The organism is Psychrilyobacter piezotolerans, from assembly GCF_003391055.1.
Lineage (GTDB): Bacteria > Fusobacteriota > Fusobacteriia > Fusobacteriales > Fusobacteriaceae > Psychrilyobacter > Psychrilyobacter piezotolerans.
On the sequence record NZ_QUAJ01000035.1, the window covers coordinates 1 to 22,620 of the forward strand.

Sequence of the window (22,620 nt, forward strand, 5' to 3'; positions counted from 1 at the left end):
AAAAATTCATCTGCAGTTAACTTTTAAAAAATTTAAAATCTTAGCACCTTTTTTTGTAATGCCATTTTTTTTAAACTTGACTTTAAAAAAAATCAATTATTTTTACTTGACTTCATATAGTTAGTCTAAAGTGCTAATATTTTATATTAAAAATTCAATTTTTACAAACAATATTCAATTTATGGTAAAAACTGAATAAAAAGAAACTTAAAATTCAGTTTTTGTGTTTTTTTAAAAAAAAGTTGGGAAATCAATTTTAACAAGATAATATACTAGAGTAACACTTAGGAGAGGGTTAAAAAAAATTCAAAAGGAGAAAAAAATGGAATGGATCAACCAATTAAAAGAAAAAAAAATTCAAAATAATATAGCAATTAGATTTTTATTTTTATTTTTTATTGTTCTTCTTGGATTTGTTTTGACATTTTTTTTACGAAGTTCTTTGGAACCGCTTTTAAAATTTAAAGATAGAAATTTTCAAATAAAAATTATGGCTCTTTTGGGTAATTTTTCCATATTATTAGTTTCTTTTCTATTTAAACAATTAAAATTAAAAACAGTTTTTTCAAAAATATCTTTAGAAAAAGAAATATTCTTTTGGAGTTTTATTTATTTATTTGGAAACTTTTTTTTATCAGCTAAACTAAGTTCTTTTATTGATAACAGTGATCCAGCTATTCTTGAAAAATCCCTGTTCTCTTTATTTATAATTGTATTAATAGGTCCATTTTTTGAAGAACTTTTTTTTAGAGGCGTTATTTTTCAAGTGTTTAACAATAATTCTTATCTAACAATAATTCTTATCTCTAGTATCTTATTTGCTTTAGCTCACGGAGCACCAGGAATTATTTTTTTGATTTCAGGTTCAGCTTTTTATTTTGGATATATTTATGTAAAAACAAAGTCATTATGGAATTCCATTTTTATTCATATAATCAATAATTTAACAGGTACATTTTTATTTTTTACAAACAATATATTATTTACACAAACAGAAGGTTTATTATTTAATCTTTTAGGAGGTGTTTCTTTAATATTTTGTTTTTATAATTTTTTTAGAATGTATAAATTTTTACCTTCTAAATAATGATCTTTTGAAATTTGTTTTAATTAAAATAATATTCTAAAGTAAATCTTAAAAAAAGGTTAAACATAAATTAAAATGAGGTAAAAGATGAAAGAATTAACAAGAGAAGAAATGCTAGAGGTAAACGGAGGTCACTGGATAGACTGGGTCGAAAGAGGTTGGGAAACAGCTCATAGAGCTTGGGAAGCTCATGAGGTTAATAAAGATAGAAAAGAGAGAAAAGAAAGAGCCAAAGATAGGGCTAGAGAGAGGCCTAGTCATGAAGGTGCATGTTAATTATTTGTAATAAAAGCGTCCTCTTAAATAAAAGAGGACATTTTTATTATAAAATTTAAGAAAGAAAAAAGAGTTAGACCTTTTTGGTAGTACTAGAATTGAAAGAAGCAGAAGACAAGTTGAATTTTATAGTTGAATAATATTAACTATTTTTTTCTATTGTCATAAATTATTGGAGGAATTATGGAACAAATTATAGAAAGAAAAAAAGCATCTAATTTTATAACCTTATTATTATTTTTTGTCTTTATTTTTATTAGTGTCTTTATCGGTAATATGATCCTTAATAATAAAGATTTAATAAGTATTATTGCAGATACAACAACTTTTTTAGTTTTACTTTTTTATTTTCAATTAAAAAAAGGGTTATTAAAAGATATTAATTTTAAAGTACGAGAATTAGAATTTTTAAAAATTCTTAAAGTCTTATTTTACAGTATAATCTACTCTATTTCAGGTAATTTTATACTATGGTTTTTATCGACCTATACTAATTTAAAATTTTCTGGAGTCACTGAAAATATAGGACCTTATAACAAAACTTATATAGGATGGTTAATTTTTTCTATTTCCATTACTATTTTTCCTGCTGTGGTAGAAGAAACCGTTTTTAGAGGGGTCCTCTTAAAAAATTTAATCTTTAAGTACGGTTTTAAAGTAGCTGTTTTAACAACATGTATTATTTTTAGCTTTATTCATGGTGTTTCTAATTTCATGTGTATTTTCCCAAAAATTAATTATATTTCTGGTGATTCACCAAATAAAATGATTTTTCTGTTTATATTTGCATTACCGTTTATATTAAGGAAATTATATCAAATTTTTATACTTGAAAAAAATAGTTTTAAATTTTAAGCATTCTTTTTATATCACGGGTGAAAAAATGAAAGGATTAAAAAATAAAGAAATGTTAGTGATGGAGGAGATCATTTTAGAAATTGGACAATTTATAGAAGGAGAACTATGAAGAAGAGACATACTTGCATATTACAACACGATACAATGGACTGTGGAGCGGCCTGTATAGCAATGATCAGTAAATATTACGGGTTGAAAATCCCCATAGGGAAGATACGGCAATATGCTTCTACCAATCTAGTAGGGACTAATGTACTAGGGTTGAAAGAAGCAGGAGAAAAGTTAAAGTTTGATGTGAAGGCAGTTCGTGGAGAAGAAAAAGATTTTAATGAAAAATTACAAACTCCTTTTATAGCTCATCTCAATAAAGACGGTTTACTTCATTATGTAGTGGTGTATAAAATTACAAAAGATAAAGTAGTGGTAGCAGATCCAGCTGAAGGCCTTTTAAAACAAAAGATAGATGATTTTTTAAAGCAGTGGACTGGAATAATTATTTTTATGAAGCCATCTCCTGAATTTGAGGAAGGGGATGAAAAAAAGGGAATCTTTGAAAGATTTTTTAAGTATATTAAACCCAATAAAGGTCTTATAATTCATATTATTGTTGCGACTCTGATATATACATTTCTAGGGTTGTTAGGAGCTTTTTATTTTAAATATTTGATAGATGATATCTTAGCCAATCATCTAAAAAACACACTTATAACCTTTACTGGTGGGTTAATTATTTTAAAAATATTTCAATTAATACTGGGAACTTTTAGAAGCTATATAATATTTTATATGGGACAGAAAATAAATTCAGGGGTAATGCTGGATTATTATAAACATGTAATGAACCTGCCACTATCTTTTTTTGAAACCAGGAAAGTAGGGGAGATAACTTCAAGAATAAGTGATGGAAGTAGTGTAATGAGTGCATTGACCAATACAATCTTTACTGTGGTAATAGACTCCGTGATGATTTTTGCAGTTGGAGGGCTTCTTCTAGCTCAAAATATAAAACTTTTTGTAATGGCTCTAATGTTTATTCCGTTATATACAATAACCATCTTAATTTTTATAAAACCTTTTAGAAAATATCATAGAAAAGTAATGGAAAGTCATTCTCAGCTGGAATCTTATTTAGTTGAATCCTTAAACGGTGTTCCAACTATAAAAGCATTAGGAGGAGAAAAAGAGTCTTTAAAAACATACGAAGAAAAATTTTTGAAATTACTAAGAGATAGTTTTACCAATAAGAAAGTTGGAATGATATCTGATTTTATAGAGAGTATATTAAATATATTTTCAGGGAACTTTATTTATTTTATAGGTGGTTTGGAAGTAATAAAAGGAAATATCAGTATAGGACAACTATTAACTTTTAATACTCTTTATGGGTTATTTTTTGATTCCATAAGAAATTTTGTAGACCTTATTCCTGTAACGCAAAAAGCCCATGTAGCTTCTGACAGGTTAGGGGAAGTTTTAGATATTGAAACTGAAAAACAAACTGGTATAGATAAAGAAAATATAAAAGGAACTCTTGAATTTAAAAATATAGATTTTAAATATGGCAACGGGAAAAATGTACTGACAGATATAAATTTTAAGATCTCTTCCGGAGAAACGCTGGCCATTGTCGGGGAGAGTGGAAGCGGGAAAAGTACCTTAATAAAATTATTGATGAGATATTATGAAACCGTTAACGGAGAGATAGCTATAGATAGTTGTGATATAAAGGAGAATAATCTAAGAACTTTTAGGGAAAGAATAGCATATGTTCCCCAAGAAACATTTTTATTCAGCGGTACCCTTATGGAAAATTTAAAATTTGGTTTTTCAGATAAAAGTGATGAAGAGGTAATGGAAGCGTGTAAAAAAGCATGTATAGATGAATTTATCGAGAAAGATCCTTTAAAGTATAATATGCGAATAAGTGAAAGGGGCTCTAACCTTTCTGGAGGGCAAAGACAAAGAATCTCATTAGCTCGTGCATTTTTAAAAGATTCAGATCTACTAATACTGGATGAAGCAACAAGTAATCTCGATGTAGAAACGGAAGAGAAAATAAACAGAGAAATTTCAGAGTACAGTAAAGGAAAGATGGTTATATTAGTGGCGCATAAACTAGCAACAATAAAAAAAGTTGATAAAATAATAGTATTATCTAGTGGTAAAATTGTCGAAACCGGTACTCATAGAGAACTTTTAAAAATAGAAACAGGAGTTTATAAGCGATTTTGGGAACTTCAAGTAGGTGTAGCGGATGAGTAAAAAAATGATGACAATAAAGGAATATGAACTAACAACAGATTATTTTTTTAGAAAAGAATTACGTTTGATGATATTTTATATCTATTTTTTAACCAGTCTGATTATTCTGCTGCTTACCTGGTCATATTTTTTTAATATTGACATATTAGTAAAATCAAGAGGTGTAGTAAGACCAATAAAAAAAATAAGCAGTATTTTAAATCAATTTGAAGGGAACCTTACAAAAGTAAATTATCAGGATGGGAAAAAAGTAAAAAAAGATGATCTATTATATTCTATAGATACCTTTATTCTTGAAAATAATTATCTGAAAAATAGTGATTTGCTTCGTAAAGAGGAGAAAGAAATCTATTTTTTAGCTACATTAAAAGAAAGCTTAGTCGCTAAAAAATCTTTCTTTAAAGATAAAGATAATGAATATTATTACCTCTATCAAAAACAAAAATATAAAGATAAAAGATTAGAAGCTATCCTCAGGGCAGCCAAGATGGAGTATTTAAAATATAAGGCTCTTGGTTCAGATTATGTCAGTGAGATGGATTTGGAGAAATATCGGAGAGCTTATGAGGAAGCTTTATATAATTATAAGATGAGTGATGCAGAGCTCTTATCTGAAATAAACAATAAAATCTTTACATTAAAGGAAAAAACAGAAAATATAATTAAAGAAAACATTGATCTGAAAAATCAAATAGAAAAAGGCAGTGTTAAAGCTCCTATAACAGGGACAATACAGTGTAGCAAGGTTTTCAACAAGGGAGATTATATTCCTAAAGACCAAAAGGTATTAGATATAGTCCCTCAGGGCTCTAAATTAAAGATGATAGTAGATATTGCAAATAAAGATATTTCTAAAATAAAAGTAGGGCAGTTAATAAAATACAGAATTGATTCATTACTTTATAAGGAATATGGTATTTCAAAGGGAAAAGTAGTTAAAATATCCCCTGATTCATCAAATAAAGGGAGCTTTCGTATGGAAGGTACAATTGATAGGGAAATATTAGAAAATAATCAGGGAGATCGAGAATCCTTAAAAATAGGTATGACTAGTGATATAAGAATAGTCACAACTCAAAAAAGTATCTTGAGAGTGATATTAGAAAAATTAAATTTTATGAATGAATGATTTTAGCTATAAATCTTTTATATAGCAACAAATAAAAAAAATAGGAGGAACAAAATGAAAGAATTAACACAAGAAGAAATGTTAGAAGTTAATGGGGGAGAATGGAGTAGAAATGATGTTATAGGCGCTGCTTCTGCAGCTTTAGAGGCAGGATGGAGGGGGCTCGCTGGAGCCGTAGCAGTGCATTATATTCACGAGGGTTATGATAGAGTTTCTCGTGATTTTCATGCAGAGCAGAGGATGAGAAATGAGAATAGAAGGAAGAGACGTGAGAATAAGGATACTGGTAGCGATAAACATAGGGATAGGGACTAAGTTAGTTGGTATAAAAATACAATATAAAAAATGAATCTTTTAAAAAAGAAACAGAAATCCATATCAATTTTCACAGGAATAATCCATAAGTAATTGTTACCTCTAAAATAATTTTTCTATTATTATGGACAATTGTATTCATAAGTATATCGAGAAGCTCTTCTAAAGGACAATTCTAAGGAAGTATAAAAAAAGGAGGGAGTATGAAAAAAACAATGATCTGGTGTTCTTTATTATCATTAGTTTTATTAAAAATTTTTGCAATATATAAAGGAGTAAAATTTGGGATTATTCCTAAAAGTTACGATGTTGTTACATTTTTAATGGTTGGTCTTGGAACGTTTATAGTTTATTTGCTGTATAAAATTGGGGAAAAAAAGAAAACATTATATAATATTTTTTTAATAGGATGCATCATTGGAACAGATGGTTTTAGTGAAGGTTCCTTGGAGAAAACATTACATACTTTAGGGATGATTAGTTTACTCATATTTATAGTAAGTTTTATTAGTTTGGAAAAAAAATATTATAAATAATCTTTAAAATCATAGATGGGACTATCCAAAAAGTCTGTAAATAAAATATGAAGAAGTAGTTTCCTATGGTAATAATATTACTAAAGGAGGCTATTTTTTATGGAAAAAAGAAATTATTGCTATGTATGCTGATAGAATCCCAGAATAAAGTAAAAAAATATGCAAAAAAGCCTTTTTTAAATCTTCCCCCTCCTACTTTCAAAATCATATCCCCTTTCAATTAGATAAATATCAAATGTCTTTTTTCATTCCGGGCGATGAAAGTAGAGAAGCCTTTGTTCAAATCACCACAATCTAAAACCTTTTGACCTTATCAAAGATATCATCTCTTTGTGCTTTAGGAAATTTATGATTATTCAATCTCCAATATTGAAAAAAATATTTAGAGATGATTTGTTTTAAAATTTTATTGTTAGAAATCATAGAAATATTATACTAAATTATTTGAAACAAAAAAAAGCTGGCCAAAGCCAGCTACTTTTTACCCTATTACAGCCAGGACCTCTTCCATCTCCAGGATAAGAAAGTTCTTATCTGAATCGGGTATTTCTACCCCGGAATGAGGTCTGAAAAACACCTTATCTCCCACAGCGATTTCTTCTTCAATATTTCCAAGGGCCACAACAATTCCTGTATCAGAAGATGCTGCTTCCCCGGAATTTGGTAGGATGATGCCGCTAAAAGTTTTTTCTTCGATCTTTAAGGGTTCCACTAATATTCTATTTCCAATTGGTTTAATATTCATAAATCAGCTCCATGTATAATTTTTTAATATTTCTTATTATACACTAAAATAAAAAAATTAGTATTATCATTGCTTTCAATTCTTCTCTACTCCAACCTTGTGGTCTAGAACTCATTCTAGAAACTAAAATATGACTTACATGACCTTCAGCACTAGATCCTAATTGGTGTTTCTTTCTATTTATTAATAGAATTATACATATAAATACTTTCTTTTTTATCATTTAAAGTACACCATAATTTTTTTATACAAAATATAACTAATGGACTAATTAAAATAATTAAAGCTATAAAATATAATTTATAATTTAAAAAGTTATCTCTAACTATTGGAACTCTAGTAGATATAGAATCCATTATAAATAATATAGCATTTTGAATACCGTGACAAGCTATTGAAGCATACAATGATTTAGTTTTATAATAAATATAACTTAAGTAAAAGCTACTTGTAAGTATGTATATTCCAACATACCCATGGAGACTAATAAAAATAAGTGTTGTTAATAAAATTCCTTTTCTTACTCCAATTTTTTCTATTAGTTTGTTTAACAAAATTCCCCGGAAAATAATTTCTTCGATAATAGGAATTACAAATACTATAGGGAAAAATTCGTAAAAACTAACTATTTCACTATTTGAACTATTATGAAAAATTAATAATAATAATGTTTCTATTGTTAAAAATAATAAACTATAAAATATAATTTCTTTCCATGGGATTAAAAATATACCGAAGATATTTTTAATATCTAATTGCTTTCTTTTTAAAAAAAATTTAAAAGAAGATAGGACAATAAAAAGACAAATTAGATTTACAAAAATATCTTTAAAAAAAATTATATTATATTTTGAAAAAAATTTGGTGAAAAAACTTCCTAAAATAATTTGAAAACTAACTAAAAAAATAAACTGAATTATTATAAATTTAAAAAAACTAAATTTTTTTAAACTATTATTTTCCTTTATTATAAGTAAATCATCTTGCTCCATATTCTTCCTCCCATTAAATACAATAAATTTTATTATTTAATATTTTAAATATTTTTGATCTTTTTAAGTGTACTACATATTTTAAAATTATTAAAATTAAATTAAAATAACGGACAAAATTAATTAAATGTTAAGGAATGAAAGGGTAAATTGATCGCGGACAAAATTCAAAGAAAACCGCAGACAAAATAGTGAAAAGTACTAAAAAAAAATAAAAAAATTTAAATTATTTTGTTTTTTAGTCTATCCAGTAAGAATAAGGGGTAGAACTGAAATTCTTTTAATTGGTACAGGTGTTTTTATTTTTCGGACAAAAAAAGTGTTGACATAAAAATATTTAACTGGTATTATCTTTCTTAATTACAAAAGAGGAGGAAGAGAATATGATTTTAACTAATGTTTTATTTATGAATTTATTATTATTGCTGCTAGTCCTATTGGACTTAAACCGCAATCAATTGAATAGATTTAAAAAATAATATTAGGAAAATTATATGCTTTTGAACACCCTGTTTTAGAAAAAGCGGGAAAAGTATAACTTATGATGGCAGCTGATATTATTAGCTGCTTTTTTTTATAAAAATAAATAAACTTAGGGAAGGTTTATAAACCTCTTTCCAGGTTGGGCAGCTATAATCACAGCTGTCCTTTTTTTTTAGCTTAATATTGAGATATACAGGTAAAAATAATTTAAAAAAATTATTGGAGGTGAAGGCAATGAGAGAAATAAACGGGGCAGAAATAATTTTAGAAGTTCTACAGGATCATGATTTAAAGACAATATTTGGATATCCGGGAGGTTCGGTACTTCCTATTTATGATGCTCTTCATTCTTATAAAGAAAAGATAAATCATATTTTAACTAGGCACGAGCAGGGAGCAGCTCATGCCGCTGACGGATATGCCAGATCCAGCGGGAAAACAGGAGTTTGTGTAGTTACTTCAGGGCCTGGAGCGGCTAACACGGTTTCCGGGTTGATGACAGCTTATATGGATTCCACACCAATGCTGGTTATTACAGGGCAGGTGTCCGTTAATAATTTGGGGACAGATGCTTTTCAAGAGCTTGATATAACAGGGGTAACTGATTCCATTACAAAGCATAATTACCTTGTGCGTTCAATAGAAGAATTGCCTGATTTATTGAGAGAAGCAATTTATTTAACAACAAATGGGAGACCGGGACCTGTACTTATAGATATTCCAATGGATATCCAGATGAGTAAAATGAGTTATGAAAAATTTAAGAGAGGCTGCAGCAGTGAATATAATTTAATTTCAGACTATAAATACATCTATAAAAAACCCAAAAAAAAGGAAACAGATCGGTTTATAGAGATGATAAAAAAAAGCAAAAGGCCGATAATTTTAGCCGGTAACGGAGTGATGAAGTCGAATTCTTCCCATCAACTGAAAGAATTTACTCAAAAATTTGATATACCGGTAACAACAACTCTTTTGGGATTAGGGATTCTTCCAGCAGAAGATAAATATAACCTCCGTATGCTGGGAATGCATGGGACAGCCTATGCAAATTATGCTGTTGATGAAGCAGATCTTGTAATAGCCTTGGGGATGAGATTCGATAACAGGGTGACAGGAAATATCCACAGGTTTTGTAAAAATGCAAAGATAATTCATGTGGATATAGATGAGGCAGAAATAGATAAAAACAAACATGCTGATCTTCATATAGTTGGAGATGTAAACTTAGTTTTGGAAGCTCTTTTAAAATATGAAGCAGAGGGGAAAAATAAAACCTGGATGAATAGGATAATGGAACTGAAGAATAAATACCCGTTAGACAGGAATTTTTCCACAGATTATATAGTACCCCAATATCTTATTTCCAGAATAAGTGAACTGACTAATGGACAAGCGATTGTATGCACAGATGTGGGCCAGCATCAGATGTGGACTGCACAATATTATAATTTTAACAAAACTAACAGTATCATAACTTCAGGAGGAGCAGGTACAATGGGGTTTGGGCTGCCAGCAGCCATAGGAGCAAAATTAGCTAATCCTGACAGGGAGGTCGTAGCCATAGTAGGAGATGGGGGATTTCAAATGAATTCACAGGAACTCATGACTATCTCTGAATATAATTTAGACATAAAAATAATTATTGTAAATAATTCATTTTTAGGAATGGTGAAACAGCTGCAGGAGGTTTTTTATGAAAAAAGACATTCCTTTGTAAAATTAGAAAGAAATCCCGATTTTGTAATGCTCGGCCGGGCATATGGAATAGATTCCCACATTGTAGATACTCCTAAAGAACTGGATAAGCTTCTGAGAAAAACATTTTCTGTAAAGAAGTCATCTCTGGTTAATTGTATCGTATCCAGGGAAGAGAATGTGTTCCCTATGATACCTGGAGGGAAATCGGTAGATGAGATGATTATGTCCGAGGAGGAGTTATGAAAAAATATCAAATTTTAGTGATTATGAGAAATAGGCCGGGGATATTATCTAAAGTTTCAGGGTTATTTTCAAAGAGGGGATTTAATATAGATGGAATAACCTGCGGAGTGAGTGAAAAAAAGGAATATTTTAGGATGACGATCACAGTTATTGGGGATGAAAGTTTTGTTGAGCAGGTTAGAAAACAAGTAGGTAAACTTATAGATGTAATAAAAGTACAAATTTTGGATGAAAAAAATGTAGTAAAAAGAGAATTAGCACTGATAAAGGTTAAATCCAACTCTGAAACCCGCTTAGAAATAATAAAAATAGTCGAGATTTACAGAGCTAAAATCATAGATATTTCCCATGAGGCGCTTATTATAGAGCTTACCGGAGATTCAAATAAAGTAGAAGGATTGATAGGTGTCATGGATAAGTTTGGAATATTGGAAGCAGCCAGAACCGGGATAAGTGCTATGCACAGAGGAATTAAACTTTAGGAGGTAGGAAGATGGAAGAAATAAAATTTTTAGAGGGAAAAAGATTAACGGTAGTTGGATATGGGAGTCAGGGGCATGCACATGCATTAAATCTTCATGATTTAGGAATGGATGTAACCGTAGGTCTTAGACAAGGATCAAAATCATGGGAAAAGGCTGAAAATGACGGTGTAAAAGTAGCGGTTGTAGGAGAAGCTGTAAAAGGAGCCGACGTAGTAATGATCCTAGCTCCAGATGAAGCTCAGCCAGAATTATACAGATCTGAGATTGAAGAAAATTTAAAGAGTGGAGCTTATTTAGGATTTGCCCATGGGTTTAATATCCATTATGAAAGAATCACACCGAGAGAAGATGTAAATGTATTTATGGTTGCTCCTAAAGGGCCGGGACATATGGTAAGGGAGATATTTGAAGGGGGTCATGGTGTACCATGTTTGGCAGCGGTGCATAATGATATAAGTGAAGATACCAGAGATATAGCCCATGCCTGGGCAAATGGTGTAGGAAGAAGAGTCGGAGTAATCGAAACTACATTCAAAGAGGAAACTGAAACTGATCTATTCGGAGAGCAGGCTGTACTATGCGGAGGAGTAACGGAATTGATGCAGGCAGGATTTGATACCCTGGTAGAAGCAGGATATAATCCTGAAGTAGCATATTTTGAATGTGTACATGAGATGAAACTGATAATAGACATGGTATATGAAAAAGGATTTGCAGCAATGAGAGATTCTATTTCAAATACAGCTGAATATGGAGACTATATAACCGGTAAAAAGATAATTACAAAAGAAAGTAAGGAAGCGATGAAAGGAGTGTTAAAAGATATTCAAAGAGGGAAATTTGCCAAAGAATTTATAGAAGAGACAGAAAATGGATATAAATTTATGAATAAAGAAAGAGCTGAGTATTCTGATTCTAAGATAGAGGAAGTGGGATCGAAAATGAGAAAGATGGTGTTTTCAAAATAAGGAATCTAGTAAGAGCAGGAGTTATTTAAACTCCTGCTCTTTTATTAGGATAGAGATTTTATTTTAATTTGACTTTTTCCTAAAAAAAATCTAATACTTATAGTATGGTAGAAAGATATAGAAAAAAGAGAGATCTTGTTCACGGAGGCAGAGAATTATACAGGAAAGAAAATTAGAAAATATAAATATTGCGTCGCAGCAGATGGAGGGAGGATAGAGATGAAGAAATTTTGTAGTATATTATTTCTGCTGATATTAGCGGGGTGCAGCGGAATAGATAAAAAAGCCGGTAAAGAGGGAGAAAGGGCTGAATTCAGGGGAGTTTGGATAGCCAGTATTGTGAATATAAACTGGCCTAAAACTGTAGGAACAGGGAAAGAGGCCGAGAAAGCTCAAAAGCAGGAGTTTATAAAATTATTGGATGAAGCGGTAGAGATGAATATGAATGCTGTAGTAGTTCAGATCCGGCCTGCTGCTGATACTTTTTATCCGTCTTCCTTTGAGCCGTGGTCAAAGTACCTTACAGGTACCCAGGGGGTATCTCCCGGGTGGGATCCGCTGCAGTTTATGGTAGAGGAAGCTCACAGGAGAAATCTGCAATTTCATGGATGGTTCAATCCATACAGGGTAACTTTGAAAAAAGAGGATATCCCTGTACCCACCCACCCGGCTGTGTTAAATCCAGAGTGGATATTTGAATACGGAGGTAAATTATACTACAATCCCGGAATTCCGGAAGCTATGAACTACAGTATAGATAATATCATGGAAGTGGTAAAAAACTATGATATAGATGGGGTGCATATGGATGATTATTTTTATCCATATCCAGTTAAGGGAGAAAAACTGCCTGACTGGAAGACATATTTAAAATACGGAAAAGATTTCTCCATAGCAGCTGACTGGAGAAGAGATAATGTAGATAAATTTATAAAAACTTTGAATGACAGGATAAAAAAAGAAAAACCAGATGTTCAATTCGGTATCAGCCCCTTTGGTGTATGGAGAAATTATGATATGGATAAAAGCGGGTCAAAAACAAAGGCAGGGCTAACTAACTATGACAGCCTCTATGCAGATACCAGGAAATGGATAGATAAAGGCTGGATAGATTATATTGTCCCGCAGATCTATTGGAACCAGGGATATGAAGCAGCTGAATATAATACCTTGGTTAATTGGTGGGCCGATGAAGTGAGGGGAACCAATGTAAAATTATATATTGGTCAGGCAGCCTACAAGGTTGGAACCAAGGGGTGGGAAGATCCGGGTGAACTTATAAATCAGGTGAGATATAACAGGGGGGTAGATGAGGTAGGAGGAAGTATATATTTTAATATAGATTCCCTCATAGATAACCCCATGGAGATAAAAGAAAATATGAAAAAAACAATATATAAAGAAAGGGTTGAAATTCCAAATTAGAAGGGGATACAGCCAGACAGCTTGTTATACAATGGATAAATTTTATCAATAAAAAAATTTTACAAGGGGGAAAGATGAAAAAAATTATGTATGTTTTAAGTGTTTTAATAATGTTGTTGTTCACAGGATGCGGAGGAAAGGAAAAAGAAGATCAAGGGGAAGGAGGAGCAGTGGAAAAACAAGCAGAACAGGTATTGAGATTTAACCTGGATGCGGACCCCCCGTCGATCGATCCGCAGTTAAATACCGATTCATCTGGTGCAATGGTGATCAACAATACCTTTGAAGGGTTAATGAGAAATGACGCATCAGGGAAACCTCAGCCGGCAGTGGCAGAATCTTTGGAAGTCTCTGAAGACAAGACCGTATACACATTTCATCTGAAAAAAGATGTGAAATGGTCCGACGGTAAACCAGTGACAGCAGAAGATTTCAAATATGCCTGGCTCAGGGGATTGGATCCAGAGGTAGCTTCTGAATACGCTTACCAGCTTTATTATATTAAAGGAGGGCAGGATTATTTTAAAGGGAATGGAAATAGGGAAGATGTAGGGATAGAAGCAGTGGATGAACATACTCTAAAAGTAACCTTAGAAGCTCCTACACCATATTTTTTAAATTTAGTGACATTTTTTACATATATGCCTGTAAGAAAGGATATAGTGGATCAAAAACCCGAGGGATGGGCAAAGGATCCTGAATTAACAGTATCGAATGGTCCCTTTATCCTATCGGAATATAAGATGAATGATAAGATTATACTGACTCCCAATGAAAACTACTGGAACAGGAAAAATATAAAATTAAAAAAGATGGTGCTGACCATGATTATAGAGGGAAGCACTGTACTGACAGCATATGACAACAACGAGATAGATGTTATATCCGGCCAGGTACCTGTGCAGGAAATTCCCAAAAGGCAGATGGAAGATCCGACCTTTAAAACCCTGCCGTATCTGGGAACATACTACTATCTATTCAATGTAGACAGGGTACCTACAAATGATATCAATGTAAGAAAAGCATTGTCACTTGCCATAGACAGGGAAGCTATTGTAAACCAGATAACTAAGGCAGGACAGATGCCGGCTACAGGATTTGTCCCCAATGGCTTGATAGATTCCAAAGGAAATGATTTTAGAGCTGCAGCCGGTGATTACGGTATGTCTACAACAGCAAATATAGAGCTGGCCCGGGAATATCTGGCTAAAGCAGGATACCCAAATGGTCAGGGGATGCCTCCGGTGGAACTTATGTATAATACAAGTGAATCCCATAAGGCCATAGCAGAAGCGATCCAGGATATGTGGAAGAAAAATTTAGGTATAGATGTTACCCTGGCTAACCAGGAATGGGCAGTATTTAAAACTACAAGAAGTATGGGGAACTTTCAGGTGATGAGATCTGTATGGTTAGGAGATTATAACGATCCGATGACATTTTTAGATATGTGGACTTCATATTCGGGAAATAATAATGCCCAGTGGAGAGCCACAGAAGATGGTAAATTTCCAGAGAATAAAAAATTTACAAACTTAATTGAGGAATCCAAGGTAGTCAGCGGGGAAGCCCGGGATGAAAAACTCTATGGCGCTGAAAAAATAATGATGGATCAGGCAGTTATAGCGCCGATTTATTATTATACAGGTGTGGTGATGATTAAAGACAAGGTAAAAAACTGGGAAAGGGATATCCTGGGAACCTGGTATTTCGGGAATGCAGAAATACAGGAATAATAGAAATTTAAAATAAATAAGATGAAAAAAGAGACTTGACCCAGAAGGATTAAGTCTCTTTTTGATTATAAATCTAAGGGTGTCACCCTTAACTGACTCTGTTTCAGATGTCGCGAGTATTTTATTTTCTCTAATATTATTAAAAAAAATAAAAATGCGAAAAGAAATAGACGAAAGAAGGTCAAGAAGGTTTCTTACTCTTCCTTTTTATGGTTTCTCTTCGTAAGAGAAACCGAAGCTAAAACCATCTTGTCTTAGTAAGTAAGTCACGATCGTCATTGTAGAAACAGTACAGCTGAAGCTCAACGACTATAAACTTCAAAATTCAAAGTCAAAAGATAGCTTTTATTTTTTTGAATTTCACTTCTTTTTCTAGATGTTACCTAGTTTCGCAGTAAATTTCTTACTTAGTCGTCAAACAGAATAAGTTCAGCAGTGTAACGAGGACTGTAGCTATAAAAAGACGGACATTAGCTCTGACTTGCCCCTATAACATCATTTAGAAAAAGTCTGCTTTTCTTTCCTCTATTTCTTTTTCAGATAAAAAGTAAATAGAGCCAGTTAAGGGTGGCACCCTTAGAACCTTCTTTTCAATATTCATTTAAAATTAAAAATATATTTAATAGTTGTATATCCATTAGATTCCAAAGTTTCCGCCTTTGATACGGGTCTATTTCTTGTCTTGACACAAGAAATAGACGAAAGAAGGTCAAGAAGTTTCTAATTATCTTTGCTAGCAAGTGCCAGTGATCCCCGTTTCTTAGTGGGGTGCCTGACGGGCATAGCTGGGGCGACGAAACTCGCCAGATATTTACCGTGGTAGCTTGACGACTATAAACTTCGGATTAGAGGTCTTAAGCAAAAAGAAGAGAAACTTCTGTGCTGTAGCAGTAGAAATTTATATATTTAAATTTTTTTCTAGTTATAAGAAAATTTAATACTCATATACCCTTCGTGCAATTCGTGACAAAAAGAAGAAAAGAATTTCTCCGTGTTCTCTGTGGCTCTGTGTTGAGAGATTGCTTTAATCTATAAAAAATTAGATTTCTAATAGTCTACAGAAAAAATATTTGTAAATTCTTCCTTAAATATTTCCGGAAGTCTGTTTAAAAGAAGGGTTGTATCTCCATTGATACAAAAATCAACATTTCCTTTTTTATTTTCTTTGTTGAAAAGATCCATGGAAATGAGTAAATTTAAGAGTTCAAACACAGATTCCCTGGAAGAATCCACAATTTTTTCAGGGAAAAATTTTCTTATGTCCTTCTTTATGAGGGGATAGTGGGTTCCTCCTAGAATAAGGGTGTCGGTACCTTTTGGAATCTTATCCAGGCATTCCTTCAAAACTTCCAGACGGTGGGGGTGATTTTTCCATCCCGATTCGATCAAGGCACATAGTTTCTTGCATGGAATTCCATTGATGGATCCGTCTTTTGAGTACTGTTTATAGGTTTTTTCATAAATTTTAGTTTTTACGGTAAAAGGATTCGCAATATAGGCTATTTTTTTGTTCTTACTTTCTAAGAGGGCGGCTTTTACCCCTCCTTCTACAACTCCTATGATGGGGACGGGGTATTTATCTTTTAAATATTCCAGGGAAGCTGCCGTAATAAGGCTGCAGGCTATGATAATTACCTTACAATGATTTTGAATCATAAACTTGACGATATTCTCGCTTAGTTTTTGGATTTCTGAGGCAGTCTTAATACCGTAGGGGGTATTTTTAAAGTCCCCGTAGTAGATGATGTTTTCCCTGGGTAAAATTTTTCTGATCTCCTTCAGGATGGTAAGACCTCCAATTCCTGAGTCGAATATCCCAATGGGCAGTTTATTTCTCATAAGAACCTCCTCGATAAAATTTATATTTTAAACAGTATATCTGAATATAGATAATATTACAACGATATAAATAATAAATATTCAATATATATTCAGTATATTTATATATACTGAAATTGATGATAAGTATTTATGGGATATAATATCTATATTTTACATTAAAAGGGAAAAAAGATACAATTTTACTATAAAAATTAATTGAAAGATGGGAGGATATTATGTTTGGAACTCAAAAAATAAACGAGAATGGCATTTTGGAAATTGGCGGAGTATCCGTAAAAAAATTAAGAGAAGAATATGGAACTCCCCTCTATGTGATAGATAAAAATTATATAGTGGAAAAGGCAGGATTAATAAAAGAAAGTTTTAAATCCGGAATTTTTAAGACCGAGGTAGCCTATGCTTCCAAGGCATTCTTAACTGTGGGGATGTGTAAAATAGTGGAGGAACTGGGTCTATGTTTAGATGTTGTTTCCGGAGGAGAAATATATACGGCTTTAAAGGCTGATTTCCCCATGGAAAGAGCTCATTTTCATGGGAACAGTAAATCCATAGAAGAACTTGAGATGGCTGTAGAATATGGGGTAGGAACCATCATAGTGGACAATCATTTGGAATTTGAACTGTTGGAGGATATATGTGAGAAAAAACAAGTGAAGACAAATGCAATCTTACGTGTAAATCCCGGGATAGATGCCCATACCCATGAATATATCCAGACTTCTAAGTTTGATTCGAAATTCGGGGAATCTATCTTCATGGAGGAGACGAAAGAACTCATAAGAAAAATCCATGGGAGTGAATGGATAAAATTTGAGGGACTCCATGCCCACATAGGTTCCCAGATATTTGATGTGACCTCTTTTTTAAAGGAAGCTGAAGTCATGACCGAGTATATAAAAGGATTGGTTGAAGAAGGCATAGGAGTGGAAACCCTGAATTTAGGCGGAGGATACGGGATCTATTATTCAGAGGGAGATGAGCCCATTGATTTGGAGCTGTGCCTGAAAGAACAGGTAAGGATTATAGAAAAAATAAATGAAGAATGTAATTTAGGGATTAAAAAACTTCAGATTGAACCGGGAAGATCCCTGATAGCCAATGCAGGGACTACCCTTTATACGGTACAGGGGTTAAAGACTACCTATTCGGGAAAAAACTATTATTTTATCGATGGGGGAATGACAGATAATATAAGACCGGCTCTGTATCAGGCTGTCTACAGCGGAACAATTGGGAACAGGTGTTTGGAAGCCAAAGAAAATCTGGTAACTGTAGCAGGGAAATGCTGTGAGTCCGGAGACTTAATCATGAAAGATACTAAATTGCAGAGGGCAGAATTGGGAGATGTTTTATGTGTATTTGGTACAGGAGCATATAATTATTCCATGGCAAGCAACTATAATAAGATTCCCAGATCTGCTGTGGTTATGGTAGAAGACGGGGAGTCAGCACTTATGGTAAAAAGAGAGAGTTATGAAGATTTAATAAGAAATGACGTCTATTAGAAAAAATTAAATGAAAAAGGTGACTCCTGTAGGATACAGGAGTCACCTTTTTTCGTTTTATAAAAATTGAAATTTTTTAAAAAAAAGAGTAATATCTTTAGTAATTAATTTGTGGGAGAAGAACTTCCTCTTTCTGATTCTCCTTCTTTAGTAAAGAAGGAGAAAGTGAGAGTGAAAGATGTAAAATGTTCTACTTTTATTCTAACTATATCCTCTGTCTTTATGAAAGAAGGAGGAAAACAAGGAGGAAGTTCAGAGGTCTTTTAAATGTTCAAGGAGATGCTTATGCCAAAGATATTTAATAAATTATATAATAAAGAAACTAGGAGAATGTTGCGAAAACATATGACCCAACATGAAAGGTTATTATGGGAGAGAATTAAGAATAAAAAAATATTGGGTTATAGGTTTCATAGACAATATGGTATTGAAAGATACATAGTTGATTTTTATTGCCCTAAACTAAAATTAATAGTCGAACTTGATGGAAGGCAGCATCATATGAGGGAAGGGGTAGAATATGATGAAGTTAGAAATGATTTTTTGATCTCGTTAGGGCTAACCGTAGTACGATTTGATAATAAAGAAATAGAAGAAAATATTGAAAATGTAATCGACAGGATAAAAGAAAGTATAGAGGAGTTGTAGAGAACTTCCCCCTAACCCCCTTCTTTCTAAAAGACGGGGGAATAAATAGTATTAACAAAAGAATAAGTCAGCTGTCTGTGGAATTAGTCTTTATTAAAATTTTAATTTTTAAATGGAGGTACTAAATGTCTAGTAAAGTTGCAATTAAAGGTGTTATGAAAATGTTGGATGAAGGATCTATTTCTACCGAGGATCTGCTTTCAGATGAATTTTTTAAGAGGTATTCATCTGTGAAATCTCTGGAAGAATTTGAAGGTAAATTTAATACCGCTCCTGCAAATGGGGTAACAAAAGAAAAATATGCACAGGAAATAATTAGAACATATACCGAATTTAGAAATATTGATGAAATGAAGGATAAGGCTATTGAATTTTATGCGGAGGAGGATTAAATGAATATGAAAAAATATTTTGATATTTTAAAAAAATATAATTTAAATAAAAAAATAAATGATCGGTATGAAGAAAAAGCTGATCATGGTGCACATAATGATACTTTAATGGCTAAATGTACAATACATTTTTTAAATGAGATTTGGAAAACTAAAAAAAATGAATTACAACAAAAAATAAAGGCTCCCTGTTTAATTGAAAACAATGATAGAGATTGTCTACATTATTTTCAGACTGAAAATTGTAAAAATTGTAAGTTTTATTTGGAAAATTTAAAAGAAATAATAGAAGCTCAGGATGAATTAATAGAAGCGATGGAAGCTTTTGAAACACAATCAAAGATTGCATATTATAATCGTTAATATTTTTACCATTCGTTGAATCACCAAATGTCGAGCAAACCTACAATTAAAGGTGTAACAAAAGAAAAATATGCACAGGAAATAATTAGAACATATACCGAATTTAGAAATATTGATGAAATGAAGAATAAAGCTATTGAATTATATGCGGAGGAGTAGGAGAAGATGAAACCAATAATTTTTGACATGTAAAAAATTATAATTAAAGGAGTGTTTTAGTGGAAATATTAAATCCCCATTCAAAAAATAGATATCCTTTAGATAAACGAATACGACTGAAATTAACTCAATTAATAATATTAATTTGTGAAAAATACCCTAAAAATACTTTATCTAAAAAAAATTTATCTAAAAGAATTTTACGTGAAAGCCCATCATTTGAAAAAAATACTAATAATAATGTTGAAATGAAGTTAATTTCGATAAATATAATTGAAATGATTGAAAAAGAACAGCTAGGTTTATTTGAAAAAGGAATCTCAAAATTATTTCAAAAAACAAAATCTCCTTTCTTTAGTTCATATGACAAAAATAAAGCACTTAAACGCATTAATAAATTTTCCACATCTATCAATCTTAGGGGCTGGTCAAATATCGGACCAATAAATATTCCTAAAAATCATCCTTTAAGTAAATATGTTGATAGCATAGAGTTGAGTGCACATCATTTTTCAGGATCACTAACTGCTATTTCAGTTGATGTAAACGCTTCTGATAAGATGGTAGAAGAAATTGAGTCCATATGTTTAAATAAAATTCGAAGTCAAGGGTGCTTTAATTGGCCTAGATTAAATAAAATTATCCAACCTCAATATTGGGGGTACGAAACAACAAGTAACGAAGGAACCAAAAAGATCCTACTTGAAGACAAAATTAATGAATTAAAATTTAGGATTTTGAAGTACTTATCTCAATTTATACCACTATATTTTACAAACAATAATATCTTAGCACCATCTCTTAATATGTTTAATACAAATATTAAACTTAAAGATGAGAATTCTAGGTATTATTTGGCTCCTCTTGGAGTAAAAAAAATTAATGGGAACTCAGAAAAAAATGGAAAGTGGAAATTATTTTTATCTGAAAAATCTGAATTTAACAATCATTCTATAATTAGTAATATCGATACATTTCCAAAGGGAATTTTGAACAAAAAATCTTATTTAATGTCTTTGTCTGAAGAGGTTACAAGTTATTTATATCCAGTTTTAATATGGACTGCATTTCTTAATAATTCTGAAAAAGAAATTTCAAATTTTAGAAATAATGCTTTTAAATTATTCTCAAAATCTAAATATAACTATAGAAAATTATTGAAAATCAGATTAATTTATGAAGGACATTTAAAAATATTGACTAGTATTCTAGGAACAATTCATGATGAAGACACTGAATTTAATCTAAATTTTTTTAATAGAAAATTTATCTCTAAACATGAAAAATTTCCCATTGATAGTTTTCCCAATAAGATAGAGTATATTAAAAAGTCATATACGATGTTAAAGAGTGAATTAGATAAGATAGGAGAAATAATTGACAACAATTTAAAGATAGTAACAATTAAAGAAAATTATAAAATATCACAAAGAAATCTTATACTAACAACTATAACAACTATTCTTGCATTTATTAGTGTATATATAGCATATATTGCACTTAATTTAACAAATAATGAAATTAAAATAATTGATTTCCAGGATGTTTTAAAATCATTTCGAACTATTTTAAATTTATTTAATTTTAATATAACTTCTTAATTAAATGATTTGAAAGCGATAAATAAAGGATCTATTTTTACTGAAGATCTCCTTTCAGATGAATTTTTTAAGAGGTATTCATCTGTGAAATCTCTGGAAGAGTTTGAAGGTAAATTTAATACCGCTCCTGCAAATGGGGTAACAAAAGAAAAATATGCACAGGGAATAATTAGAACATATACCGAATTTAAAAATATTGATGAAATGAAGGATAAGGCTATTGAATTTTGTGCGGAGGAGTATTAAAATGAAAAAAGGGGATAAACTATTTGCAAGGATTGATTATAAAATAGAAGGAAATGAATCTAATTCAGATGATTTTAATGATCATATTAAATATTTAAGTGAGGTTGCATCTAAGAGATATTTTATTGGTGGTGGATTCTCAAATGCAGATGGTGGAATGATGATTTTTCAAGCCAAAGACCTAACAGAAGCAAAAGAAATTGCTAATAATGATCCTTTAATAAAAAGAAACCTATATAGGTGCGAGTTGTTTGAATGGGACTTAGTAATTCTTTCCGATGAAATTCAACAAAAATAAGAGAACTTCCTCCTGGCTTTTATTCTAGCTATATCCTCTGTCTTTATTCGCATTTAAAATAAATGATTATATATCATTTATTTTAAAAATCGCGACATTGGAGGAAAACAAGGAGAAAGTTCTGAAAGATTTAATAAATCAATATTGATGAAATGAAGGTAGGAGTATCAATTTAAAAAAAGTCGTGAGTTTCACGACTTTTTTTATTATCTAGGAAATTATAAATTTGAATATTTGTAAAAAAGAAGAAGTTTAGTTGGGTGGTAAAGAATTTTTAGAGGAAAAATTACTTTTAGGAAATAAATGAATAAAAAAATGTATATAA

Annotated in this window: 22 protein-coding genes; 19 read left to right on the forward strand and 3 right to left on the reverse strand. The window is 31.3% G+C overall.

The features are described 5' to 3' along the window. Positions 1 to 322: 322 nt before the first annotated feature. The 7 genes from DYH56_RS13795 (at position 323) to DYH56_RS13825 (ending at position 6,463) form a co-directional block, all read left to right on the forward strand. Entirely contained in the window at positions 323 to 1,087 is a 765-nt protein-coding gene (locus DYH56_RS13795; RefSeq protein WP_114643462.1) for a CPBP family intramembrane glutamic endopeptidase, read from the forward strand. Between the two features lie 87 nt (positions 1,088 to 1,174). After that, complete coding sequence (locus DYH56_RS13800; protein WP_114643463.1) at positions 1,175 to 1,363, forward strand: hypothetical protein; 189 nt, start codon at positions 1,175 to 1,177, stop codon at positions 1,361 to 1,363. 183 nt (positions 1,364 to 1,546) lie between these two features. Beyond that, entirely contained in the window at positions 1,547 to 2,218 is a 672-nt protein-coding gene (locus DYH56_RS13805; RefSeq protein WP_114643464.1) for a CPBP family intramembrane glutamic endopeptidase, read from the forward strand. Between the two features lie 108 nt (positions 2,219 to 2,326). Continuing rightward, positions 2,327 to 4,483 carry a peptidase domain-containing ABC transporter gene (locus DYH56_RS13810; protein ID WP_114643465.1) on the forward strand — a complete coding sequence of 719 codons (2,157 nt, stop codon included), beginning with the start codon at positions 2,327 to 2,329 and terminating at the stop codon, positions 4,481 to 4,483. Next, the gene (locus DYH56_RS13815; RefSeq protein WP_114643466.1) at positions 4,476 to 5,612 is read left to right on the forward strand and encodes an HlyD family secretion protein; all 1,137 of its coding nucleotides are present in this window, start codon (positions 4,476 to 4,478) and stop codon (positions 5,610 to 5,612) included. Before DYH56_RS13810 ends, DYH56_RS13815 begins: the two co-directional genes overlap by 8 nt. Positions 5,613 to 5,666: 54 nt before the next feature. After that, positions 5,667 to 5,927, forward strand: a complete 261-nt coding sequence (locus DYH56_RS13820) for a hypothetical protein (RefSeq protein ID WP_114643467.1) — start codon at positions 5,667 to 5,669, stop codon at positions 5,925 to 5,927. Positions 5,928 to 6,130: 203 nt separating this feature from the next. After that, entirely contained in the window at positions 6,131 to 6,463 is a 333-nt protein-coding gene (locus DYH56_RS13825; RefSeq protein WP_114643468.1) for a hypothetical protein, read from the forward strand. Positions 6,464 to 6,944: 481 nt separating this feature from the next. Here DYH56_RS13825 and DYH56_RS13830 read toward each other — a convergent pair whose 3' ends face one another. Further along, entirely contained in the window at positions 6,945 to 7,208 is a 264-nt protein-coding gene (locus tag DYH56_RS13830; protein ID WP_114643469.1) for a co-chaperone GroES, read from the reverse strand. Positions 7,209 to 7,384: 176 nt separating this feature from the next. After that, on the reverse strand, positions 7,385 to 8,200 hold the full coding sequence (locus DYH56_RS13840; protein ID WP_114643471.1) for a CPBP family intramembrane glutamic endopeptidase: 816 nt from the start codon (positions 8,198 to 8,200) through the stop codon (positions 7,385 to 7,387). Positions 8,201 to 8,917: 717 nt separating this feature from the next. On the opposite strand from DYH56_RS13840, the gene ilvB reads away from it, so the two are divergent. From ilvB to DYH56_RS13865, 5 genes are all read left to right on the forward strand, one after another. Then, positions 8,918 to 10,627 (forward strand): biosynthetic-type acetolactate synthase large subunit, encoded by a 1,710-nt coding sequence (gene ilvB, locus DYH56_RS13845; protein WP_114643472.1) that lies wholly within the window; start codon positions 8,918 to 8,920, stop codon positions 10,625 to 10,627. Further along, positions 10,624 to 11,109, forward strand: a complete 486-nt coding sequence (ilvN, locus tag DYH56_RS13850; protein ID WP_114643473.1) for an acetolactate synthase small subunit — start codon at positions 10,624 to 10,626, stop codon at positions 11,107 to 11,109. Before ilvB ends, ilvN begins: the two co-directional genes overlap by 4 nt. 11 nt (positions 11,110 to 11,120) lie before the next feature. After that, positions 11,121 to 12,080 carry a ketol-acid reductoisomerase gene (gene ilvC / locus DYH56_RS13855; protein WP_114643474.1) on the forward strand — a complete coding sequence of 320 codons (960 nt, stop codon included), beginning with the start codon at positions 11,121 to 11,123 and terminating at the stop codon, positions 12,078 to 12,080. Between the two features lie 219 nt (positions 12,081 to 12,299). After that, entirely contained in the window at positions 12,300 to 13,505 is a 1,206-nt protein-coding gene (locus tag DYH56_RS13860; protein ID WP_114643482.1) for a glycoside hydrolase family 10-like protein, read from the forward strand. A gap of 74 nt (positions 13,506 to 13,579) precedes the next feature. Then, the gene (locus tag DYH56_RS13865; RefSeq protein ID WP_114643475.1) at positions 13,580 to 15,241 is read left to right on the forward strand and encodes a peptide ABC transporter substrate-binding protein; all 1,662 of its coding nucleotides are present in this window, start codon (positions 13,580 to 13,582) and stop codon (positions 15,239 to 15,241) included. 1,047 nt (positions 15,242 to 16,288) lie between these two features. Here DYH56_RS13865 and murI read toward each other — a convergent pair. Beyond that, complete coding sequence (gene murI, locus DYH56_RS13870) at positions 16,289 to 17,080, reverse strand: glutamate racemase (protein WP_114643476.1); 792 nt, start codon at positions 17,078 to 17,080, stop codon at positions 16,289 to 16,291. A gap of 218 nt (positions 17,081 to 17,298) precedes the next feature. Between murI and lysA the strand changes: the two genes are divergently transcribed. The 7 genes from lysA (at position 17,299) to DYH56_RS13900 (ending at position 22,295) form a co-directional block, all read left to right on the forward strand. After that, entirely contained in the window at positions 17,299 to 18,588 is a 1,290-nt protein-coding gene (gene lysA, locus DYH56_RS13875; RefSeq protein ID WP_114643477.1) for a diaminopimelate decarboxylase, read from the forward strand. Positions 18,589 to 18,873: 285 nt separating this feature from the next. Beyond that, positions 18,874 to 19,236 carry an endonuclease domain-containing protein gene (locus DYH56_RS13880; protein ID WP_114643483.1) on the forward strand — a complete coding sequence of 121 codons (363 nt, stop codon included), beginning with the start codon at positions 18,874 to 18,876 and terminating at the stop codon, positions 19,234 to 19,236. Positions 19,237 to 19,361: 125 nt separating this feature from the next. Beyond that, positions 19,362 to 19,628 carry a hypothetical protein gene (locus DYH56_RS13885; protein ID WP_114643478.1) on the forward strand — a complete coding sequence of 89 codons (267 nt, stop codon included), beginning with the start codon at positions 19,362 to 19,364 and terminating at the stop codon, positions 19,626 to 19,628. Beyond that, positions 19,629 to 19,991, forward strand: coding sequence for a hypothetical protein (locus DYH56_RS13890; RefSeq protein ID WP_114643479.1), 363 nt, complete (start codon positions 19,629 to 19,631; stop codon positions 19,989 to 19,991). Between the two features lie 218 nt (positions 19,992 to 20,209). After that, complete coding sequence (locus DYH56_RS13895; RefSeq protein WP_114643480.1) at positions 20,210 to 21,751, forward strand: hypothetical protein; 1,542 nt, start codon at positions 20,210 to 20,212, stop codon at positions 21,749 to 21,751. A gap of 9 nt (positions 21,752 to 21,760) precedes the next feature. Continuing rightward, complete coding sequence (locus DYH56_RS15795; RefSeq protein ID WP_147269624.1) at positions 21,761 to 21,997, forward strand: hypothetical protein; 237 nt, start codon at positions 21,761 to 21,763, stop codon at positions 21,995 to 21,997. Position 21,998: 1 nt separating this feature from the next. Next, positions 21,999 to 22,295, forward strand: a complete 297-nt coding sequence (locus tag DYH56_RS13900) for a YciI family protein (protein ID WP_114643481.1) — start codon at positions 21,999 to 22,001, stop codon at positions 22,293 to 22,295. Positions 22,296 to 22,620 lie beyond the last annotated feature (325 nt).

Coding starts and splice junctions, on each gene's coding strand:
- DYH56_RS13795 (WP_114643462.1), top strand. CDS start 323: ATGGAATGGATCAACCAATTAAAAGAAAAAAAAATTCAAAATAATATA.
- DYH56_RS13800 (WP_114643463.1), top strand. CDS start 1,175: ATGAAAGAATTAACAAGAGAAGAAATGCTAGAGGTAAACGGAGGTCAC.
- DYH56_RS13805 (WP_114643464.1), top strand. CDS start 1,547: ATGGAACAAATTATAGAAAGAAAAAAAGCATCTAATTTTATAACCTTA.
- DYH56_RS13810 (WP_114643465.1), top strand. CDS start 2,327: ATGAAGAAGAGACATACTTGCATATTACAACACGATACAATGGACTGT.
- DYH56_RS13815 (WP_114643466.1), top strand. CDS start 4,476: ATGAGTAAAAAAATGATGACAATAAAGGAATATGAACTAACAACAGAT.
- DYH56_RS13820 (WP_114643467.1), top strand. CDS start 5,667: ATGAAAGAATTAACACAAGAAGAAATGTTAGAAGTTAATGGGGGAGAA.
- DYH56_RS13825 (WP_114643468.1), top strand. CDS start 6,131: ATGAAAAAAACAATGATCTGGTGTTCTTTATTATCATTAGTTTTATTA.
- DYH56_RS13830 (WP_114643469.1), bottom strand. CDS start 7,208: ATGAATATTAAACCAATTGGAAATAGAATATTAGTGGAACCCTTAAAG.
- DYH56_RS13840 (WP_114643471.1), bottom strand. CDS start 8,200: ATGGAGCAAGATGATTTACTTATAATAAAGGAAAATAATAGTTTAAAA.
- ilvB (WP_114643472.1), top strand. CDS start 8,918: ATGAGAGAAATAAACGGGGCAGAAATAATTTTAGAAGTTCTACAGGAT.
- ilvN (WP_114643473.1), top strand. CDS start 10,624: ATGAAAAAATATCAAATTTTAGTGATTATGAGAAATAGGCCGGGGATA.
- ilvC (WP_114643474.1), top strand. CDS start 11,121: ATGGAAGAAATAAAATTTTTAGAGGGAAAAAGATTAACGGTAGTTGGA.
- DYH56_RS13860 (WP_114643482.1), top strand. CDS start 12,300: ATGAAGAAATTTTGTAGTATATTATTTCTGCTGATATTAGCGGGGTGC.
- DYH56_RS13865 (WP_114643475.1), top strand. CDS start 13,580: ATGAAAAAAATTATGTATGTTTTAAGTGTTTTAATAATGTTGTTGTTC.
- murI (WP_114643476.1), bottom strand. CDS start 17,080: ATGAGAAATAAACTGCCCATTGGGATATTCGACTCAGGAATTGGAGGT.
- lysA (WP_114643477.1), top strand. CDS start 17,299: ATGTTTGGAACTCAAAAAATAAACGAGAATGGCATTTTGGAAATTGGC.
- DYH56_RS13880 (WP_114643483.1), top strand. CDS start 18,874: ATGCCAAAGATATTTAATAAATTATATAATAAAGAAACTAGGAGAATG.
- DYH56_RS13885 (WP_114643478.1), top strand. CDS start 19,362: ATGTCTAGTAAAGTTGCAATTAAAGGTGTTATGAAAATGTTGGATGAA.
- DYH56_RS13890 (WP_114643479.1), top strand. CDS start 19,629: ATGAATATGAAAAAATATTTTGATATTTTAAAAAAATATAATTTAAAT.
- DYH56_RS13900 (WP_114643481.1), top strand. CDS start 21,999: ATGAAAAAAGGGGATAAACTATTTGCAAGGATTGATTATAAAATAGAA.